Origin of the sequence: Phytobacter sp. V69, assembly GCF_965644215.1 — a bacterium.
In the GTDB taxonomy this organism is placed as follows: Bacteria; Pseudomonadota; Gammaproteobacteria; order Enterobacterales; family Enterobacteriaceae; genus Phytobacter.
On sequence record NZ_CBFFRL010000228.1, the window covers coordinates 1 to 6,611 of the forward strand.

Below are 6,611 nucleotides of genomic sequence, written 5' to 3' on the forward strand. Positions count from 1 at the left end.
TCAGAGTCAACCGTTTATTTTCAGGTTTTTCTCTTCAACCGAACCGGCTACTTAGTGTGAAGTGATTCACATCCGCCGTGTCGATGGAGGCGCATTATAGGGGGCGCTCGACGAATGACAAGCGGAAAAATGCATTTTTACTTCAACCGCTCATCTTTTCATCACAATGGCTATTTTGGTGCTTTTTGATGGCTGCTGGCAGGTCTGCAAGGCCATTAATCACCCAATCAGCCGCATTTTCTGCCTCAGGCGTGACAGGCTTTCCGGTACGCACCAGAACTTTCGTTCCCACATCGGCAGCAGCAGCTGCCTGCATATCTTCTACTTTGTCGCCCACCATATAAGAAGCAGACATATCAATGTGCAGATAGTCGCGTGCAGAGATGAGCATGCCCGGATGTGGTTTACGGCAGTCACATGTCTGGCGGAACTCTTCTACCGTACCCTGCGGGTGATGCGGACAATAATAGATACCATCCAGTTCAACATCGCGATCGGCCAGCGACCAGTCCATCCATTCTGTCAGCGTTTCAAACTGAGCTTCGGTGAATTTACCGCGCGCAATACCGGACTGGTTGGTCACCACGACCAGCGCGAAGCCCATAGCTTTCAGTTCGCGCATGGCATCGATGACACCGTCTATAAATTCGAAATCATCAATTTCGTGCACATAACCGTGGTCGACATTAATACTGCCATCACGGTCGAGGAAAATTGCAGGTACTGATTTTGCCACCGGGTTGCTCCTGAAAAAGGCATGTGGGCGTAGTATCTCATGTTTCACAGCACAGGAAAGTGCTCATCGCGCAGGGTTCGATTGATTTAGCCGTCTGGATGCCTTAACATCCGCTTTGTTTACGGGCATCACCCGTAACAGGCAGAACAAAATGCCACGGCTAACTCTCATACGATAAAAATAATCTGATGATTAAACTTTCCAATATAACCAAAGTGTTCCAGCAGGGAACTCGCACCATTCAGGCGCTGAACAATGTCAGCCTGCATGTTCCTGCCGGGCAAATTTATGGCGTCATTGGTGCCTCAGGTGCCGGTAAAAGTACGCTTATTCGCTGCGTTAACCTGCTTGAGCGCCCGTCCCAGGGTAGCGTCCAGGTTGACGGCCAGGAGCTGACCGCCCTCTCCGAAGCACAACTAACCAAAGCTCGCCGCCAGATTGGCATGATCTTCCAGCACTTTAATTTACTCTCTTCCCGCACCGTGTTTGGCAACGTCTCGCTGCCGCTTGAGCTGGATAACACGCCGCGCGAAGAGATTAACCGTCGCGTCAAAGAGTTGCTGGACCTGGTTGGACTGGGCGACAAGCACGACAGCTATCCGGCAAACCTCTCCGGTGGTCAAAAACAGCGTGTGGCCATTGCCCGCGCACTGGCGAGCAACCCGAAAGTGCTGCTGTGTGATGAAGCCACCAGCGCACTGGATCCGGCAACCACCCGTTCCATTCTGGAATTGTTGAAAGACATCAACCGTCGTCTGGACCTGACAATTCTGCTCATCACCCATGAAATGGATGTCGTGAAGCGCATTTGCGATTGCGTTGCCGTTATCAGTAATGGTGAGCTGATCGAGCAGGACACGGTAAGCGAAGTGTTCTCTCATCCCAAAACGCCGCTGGCGCAGCAATTTATTCAGTCAACACTGCACCTGGATATCCCCGAGGATTATCTGCAGCGCCTGAAAGAGCAGCCACTGGCTGGCACCGTGCCGATGTTACGCATGGAGTTCACCGGTCAATCGGTCGATGCCCCACTGCTTTCAGAAACCGCACGCCGCTACAACGTGAACAACAATATTATTAGTGCGCAGATGGATTACGCCGGTGGCGTGAAGTTCGGCATCATGCTGACAGAAATGCACGGCGAGCCGCAGGATACGCAAGCCGCGATTGCCTGGCTTAAAGAACACCATGTGAAAGTAGAGGTGCTGGGTTATGTCTGAACCAATGATGTGGTTACTGGCACGCGGTGTCTGGGAAACGCTGGCGATGACCTTCGTATCCGGTTTCTTCGGTTTTGTGCTGGGTCTTCCGGTTGGCGTTCTGCTGTACGTCTCGCGTCCGGGGCAAATTTCTGAGAACGCAAAGCTCTACCGTACCATTTCGGCGCTGGTGAATATCTTCCGCTCGATCCCGTTCATTATTTTGCTGGTCTGGATGATCCCGTTCACCCGCATTATCGTGGGAACCTCTATTGGCCTTCAGGCTGCGATTGTGCCTCTGACCGTCGGCGCCGCACCTTTTATTGCCCGTATGGTGGAAAACGCCCTGCTGGAAATCCCGACCGGCCTGATTGAAGCCTCCCGCGCAATGGGCGCAACCCCGATGCAGATCATCCGTAAGGTACTGCTGCCGGAAGCGCTGCCAGGTCTGGTCAATGCGGCAACGATTACCTTAATTACCCTGGTAGGTTATTCCGCGATGGGCGGTGCCGTGGGTGCTGGCGGTCTGGGGCAGATTGGTTACCAGTACGGCTACATTGGCTATAACGCCATTGTGATGAATACCGTCCTGGCGCTGCTGGTGATTCTGGTTTACTTAATTCAGTTTGCAGGCGATCGTATCGTGCGAACTGTTACTCACAAATAACGTTGCTCACAACACAACGACTCTGAAAGAAAGGAAAAACACATGGCTTTTAAATTCAAGACCTTTGCGGCAGTGGGTGCCCTGATTGGCTCTCTGGCACTGGTAGGTTGTGGTCAGGACGAAAAGAATCCGAACCATATTAAAGTCGGCGTCATCGTCGGTGCTGAACAGCAGGTTGCCGAAGTGGCACAGAAAGTGGCAAAAGAGAAATATGGCCTGGACGTTGAGCTGGTCACTTTCAACGACTACGTGCTGCCGAACGAAGCGCTGAGCAAAGGCGACATCGACGCTAACGCCTTCCAGCACAAACCGTACCTGGATCAGCAGATCAAAGATCGCGGCTACAAGCTGGTTGCTGTCGGCAATACCTTTGTTTACCCGATCGCGGGCTACTCCAAAAAAATCAAATCTATTGATGAACTGCAGGAAGGCGCTCAGGTTGCCGTACCTAACGACCCGACTAACCTTGGCCGTTCCCTGCTGCTGCTGCAGAAACAAGGTCTGATCAAACTGAAAGACGGTGTTGGCCTGCTGCCGACGGCTCTGGATATCACCGAGAACCCGAAAAACCTGAAAATTGTTGAGCTGGAAGCTCCGCAACTGCCGCGTTCTCTGGACGATGCACAGATCGCGCTGGCCGTTATCAACACCACCTATGCCAGCCAGATCAACCTGACCCCGGCAAAAGATGGTATCTTTGTTGAAGATAAAGATTCCCCGTACGTTAACCTGATCGTGACCCGTGAAGACAACAAAGACGCTGAAAACGTGAAGAAATTCGTTCAGGCTTATCAGTCTGATGAAGTCTACGAAGCAGCGAACAAAGTCTTCAATGGCGGCGCGGTGAAAGGCTGGTAATTTTACCCGTTAGCAATATCCTTCAGGACGGGCGCATGCCCGTCTTGTCATTTGTGCAAGCTCCTGATTCAATAAGCGGCGTTAAGATCATTTATTGAGGACATATTATGCGTGCTTTACCGATCTGTTTTTTAGCACTCATGTTGAGCGGCTGTTCAATGCTAAGCAGATCTCCTGTCGAACCTGTTCAAAGCACAGCAACCCCGCCTAAAACAGAACCAGCAAAACCGAAGCCGCCGCGTCCAACGCCAGTTCGAATCATTACGAATGCTGAAGATTTGGTGGGTAAACCGTTCCGTGATTTAGGTGAAGTGACCGGCGATTCTTGCCAGGCAAGCAATCAGGATTCACCGCCGAATATCCCGACCGCCCGTAAACGCATGCAGATCAACGCATCGAAAATGAAAGCGAATGCGGTTCTGCTCCACAGCTGTGAAGTCACCAGCGGCACGCCAGGTTGCTACCGTCAGGCTGTGTGCGTAGGTTCAGCGCTGAACGTCACGGCGAAATGACCGAATTTGCCCTTGAGCAGATAGGCGTCATCCGCTCCCCGTATAAAGAAAAGTTTGCCGTTCCCCGCCAGCCTGGTCTGGTTAAACACGGGGGCGGTGAACTCCATCTGCTGCCTCCTTATAATCAGGCCGAAGCCGTGCGTGGACTCGAGGCCTTTAGCCATCTCTGGGTCGTGTTTATTTTCCACCAGACGATGGCGGGTGGCTGGCGTCCTACCGTACGCCCTCCCCGACTCGGCGGTAATGCACGGATGGGGGTTTTCGCTACACGCTCAACCTTCCGCCCTAACCCGATCGGCATGTCGCTGGTTGAGCTAAAAGGCATTCGCTGCGAGAAAGAACATGTGATTTTGCAACTGGGCAGCCTCGATCTGGTCGACGGCACGCCGGTTGTTGATATCAAACCGTACTTACCTTTTGCAGAAGCCTTACCCCACGCCAGCGCCAGCTATGCGCAACAGGCACCCGTTGCTGAGATGCCGGTGTACTTCACGCCCGAGCTTAAAGCGGCATTTCCACAGTTAGAAAAGCGTTACCCGCAGCTAAAGTCGTTTATTATTGAAGTACTGGCGCAAGATCCGCGCCCGGCATACCGTAAAGATGAGGAGATGGGGAAAACTTACGCCGTCTTATTGCTGGATTTCAACGTGCGCTGGCGCGTGACCACAGCAGGTTTTGAGGTGTTTGCGCTCGAAGGCCGTTAATTTCTCAGCCCTCTACTTTTGGCATCCCTTTCTCGCTGGTAAACTGAATCACTTTTTTTGAATCAGGCTCCTTTTGAGCCTGTTCCAATCGTCCAAATGGAACCGTAACAACATGCGTACTAGCCAATACCTGCTCTCCACTCTGAAGGAGACACCTGCCGACGCCGAAGTCATCAGCCACCAGCTGATGTTACGCGCCGGGATGATCCGCAAGCTGGCCTCCGGGTTATACGCCTGGCTGCCAACCGGCCTGCGCGTCCTGAAAAAAGTCGAAAACATCGTGCGTGAAGAGATGAATAACGCCGGTGCGATTGAGGTGTCAATGCCAGTGGTCCAGCCTGCAGAACTGTGGCAGGAAAGTGGTCGCTGGGAGCAGTATGGCCCGGAGTTGCTGCGTTTTGTTGACCGTGGAGATCGCCCGTTCGTTCTTGGCCCAACCCATGAAGAAGTTATTACGGATCTGATCCGCAACGAGCTGAACTCCTATAAACAGCTGCCGCTGAACTTCTATCAGATTCAGACCAAGTTCCGCGACGAAGTGCGTCCGCGTTTCGGTGTGATGCGCTCCCGTGAGTTCATCATGAAAGACGCCTACTCATTCCACACGTCTCAGGAATCCCTGCAGGAAACCTACGACGCGATGTATGCGGCTTACAGCAAAATTTTCAGTCGCATGGGTCTGGATTTCCGTGCCGTGCAGGCAGATACCGGTTCTATCGGTGGCAGCGCGTCCCATGAATTCCAGGTACTGGCACAGAGCGGTGAAGACGATGTGATCTTCTCTGACACCTCTGATTACGCCGCTAACATCGAGTTCGCAGAAGCACTGGCGCCAACAACACCGCGCGCAGCAGCCACCGAAGCGATGACGCTGGTCGATACCCCGAACGCAAAAACCATCGCCGAGCTGGTTGAGCAGTTCAACCTGCCGATCGAAAAAACCGTGAAGACGCTTCTGGTCAAAGCCGTTGAAGACAGCAGCTACCCGCTGGTTGCGCTGCTGGTTCGTGGCGATCACGAGCTCAACGAGGTCAAAGCAGAAAAACTGCCGCAGGTTGCCAGCCCGCTGACGTTCGCAACGGAAGCCGACATTCGTGCAGTTGTGAGCGCAGGTCCGGGTTCTCTGGGTCCGGTGAACATGCCGATTCCAGTGGTTATCGACCGTACCGTTGCCGCCATGAGCGATTTCTCTGCTGGCGCGAACATCGACGGTAAACACTATTTCGGTATCAACTGGGATCGCGATGTGGCTACCCCGGAAGTTGCCGACATTCGTAACGTTGTCGCTGGCGATCCGAGCCCGGATGGTCAGGGTACCCTGATGATCAAACGCGGTATCGAAGTCGGTCACATCTTCCAGTTGGGCACCAAGTACTCCCAGGCAATGAACGCTGCGGTACAGGGCGAAGACGGTCGTAACCAGATCCTGACCATGGGTTGCTACGGTATCGGGGTAACTCGCGTGGTGGCTGCGGCCATTGAGCAGAACAACGATGAGCGCGGGATCGTGTGGCCGGACAACATCGCACCGTTCCAGGTTGCAATTCTGCCGATGAACATGCACAAGTCCTATCGCGTGCAGGAACTGGCGGAAAAATACTACAACGAACTGCGTGCACAGGGCATCGACGTACTAATGGACGATCGAAAAGAGCGTCCGGGCGTGATGTTTGCTGATATGGAACTGATCGGTATCCCGCACACTATCGTTATCGGTGATCGTAACCTCGACAACGACGATATCGAATACAAATACCGTCGTACCGGCGAGAAACAGATGATCAAGACCGGTGACATACTGAATTATCTGATCAGCGCCATCAAGGGCTAACAGTAAAAAGGCCTCGCACTGCGAGGCCTTTTTTTATATTTGCATGAACACCACCTCCTATGGAGGTGGTCAGCAATAAGTTGGCTCTGCCAATAATGCTACTC

Annotated in this window: 7 protein-coding genes; 6 read left to right on the forward strand and 1 reads right to left on the reverse strand. The window is 53.0% G+C overall.

Annotation, left to right across the window (positions count from 1 at the left end):
* Positions 1-142: 142 nt before the first annotated feature.
* Positions 143-736, reverse strand: a complete 594-nt coding sequence (gmhB, locus tag ACSZPU_RS21990) for a D-glycero-beta-D-manno-heptose 1,7-bisphosphate 7-phosphatase (RefSeq protein ID WP_499003133.1) — start codon at positions 734-736, stop codon at positions 143-145.
* Positions 737-924: 188 nt separating this feature from the next.
* On the opposite strand from gmhB, the gene metN reads away from it, so the two are divergent.
* The 6 genes from metN (at position 925) to proS (ending at position 6,507) form a co-directional block, all read left to right on the forward strand.
* Positions 925-1,956 carry a methionine ABC transporter ATP-binding protein MetN gene (gene metN, locus ACSZPU_RS21995; RefSeq protein ID WP_499003135.1) on the forward strand — a complete coding sequence of 344 codons (1,032 nt, stop codon included), beginning with the start codon at positions 925-927 and terminating at the stop codon, positions 1,954-1,956.
* Positions 1,949-2,602: a methionine ABC transporter permease MetI gene (locus ACSZPU_RS22000; protein ID WP_499003139.1), complete on the forward strand. Its 654-nt coding sequence runs from the start codon at positions 1,949-1,951 to the stop codon at positions 2,600-2,602. The genes metN and ACSZPU_RS22000 overlap by 8 nt, the downstream gene beginning before the upstream one ends.
* A gap of 42 nt (positions 2,603-2,644) precedes the next feature.
* Positions 2,645-3,460, forward strand: coding sequence for a methionine ABC transporter substrate-binding lipoprotein MetQ (gene metQ / locus ACSZPU_RS22005; protein ID WP_071193686.1), 816 nt, complete (start codon positions 2,645-2,647; stop codon positions 3,458-3,460).
* 107 nt (positions 3,461-3,567) lie between these two features.
* Positions 3,568-3,972 carry an envelope stress sensor lipoprotein RcsF gene (rcsF, locus tag ACSZPU_RS22010; RefSeq protein ID WP_499003141.1) on the forward strand — a complete coding sequence of 135 codons (405 nt, stop codon included), beginning with the start codon at positions 3,568-3,570 and terminating at the stop codon, positions 3,970-3,972.
* The gene (tsaA, locus tag ACSZPU_RS22015; protein ID WP_499003145.1) at positions 3,969-4,676 is read left to right on the forward strand and encodes a tRNA (N6-threonylcarbamoyladenosine(37)-N6)-methyltransferase TrmO; all 708 of its coding nucleotides are present in this window, start codon (positions 3,969-3,971) and stop codon (positions 4,674-4,676) included. The genes rcsF and tsaA overlap by 4 nt, the downstream gene beginning before the upstream one ends.
* 112 nt (positions 4,677-4,788) lie before the next feature.
* Positions 4,789-6,507, forward strand: coding sequence for a proline--tRNA ligase (gene proS / locus ACSZPU_RS22020; protein WP_499003147.1), 1,719 nt, complete (start codon positions 4,789-4,791; stop codon positions 6,505-6,507).
* The last annotated feature ends 104 nt before the right edge of the window (positions 6,508-6,611 follow it).

Excerpts from the sequence above, each read along its gene's own strand:
- metN (WP_499003135.1), top strand. The coding sequence starts at position 925 with ATGATTAAACTTTCCAATATAACCAAAGTGTTCCAGCAGGGAACTCGC.
- ACSZPU_RS22000 (WP_499003139.1), top strand. The coding sequence starts at position 1,949 with ATGTCTGAACCAATGATGTGGTTACTGGCACGCGGTGTCTGGGAAACG.
- metQ (WP_071193686.1), top strand. The coding sequence starts at position 2,645 with ATGGCTTTTAAATTCAAGACCTTTGCGGCAGTGGGTGCCCTGATTGGC.
- rcsF (WP_499003141.1), top strand. The coding sequence starts at position 3,568 with ATGCGTGCTTTACCGATCTGTTTTTTAGCACTCATGTTGAGCGGCTGT.
- tsaA (WP_499003145.1), top strand. The coding sequence starts at position 3,969 with ATGACCGAATTTGCCCTTGAGCAGATAGGCGTCATCCGCTCCCCGTAT.
- proS (WP_499003147.1), top strand. The coding sequence starts at position 4,789 with ATGCGTACTAGCCAATACCTGCTCTCCACTCTGAAGGAGACACCTGCC.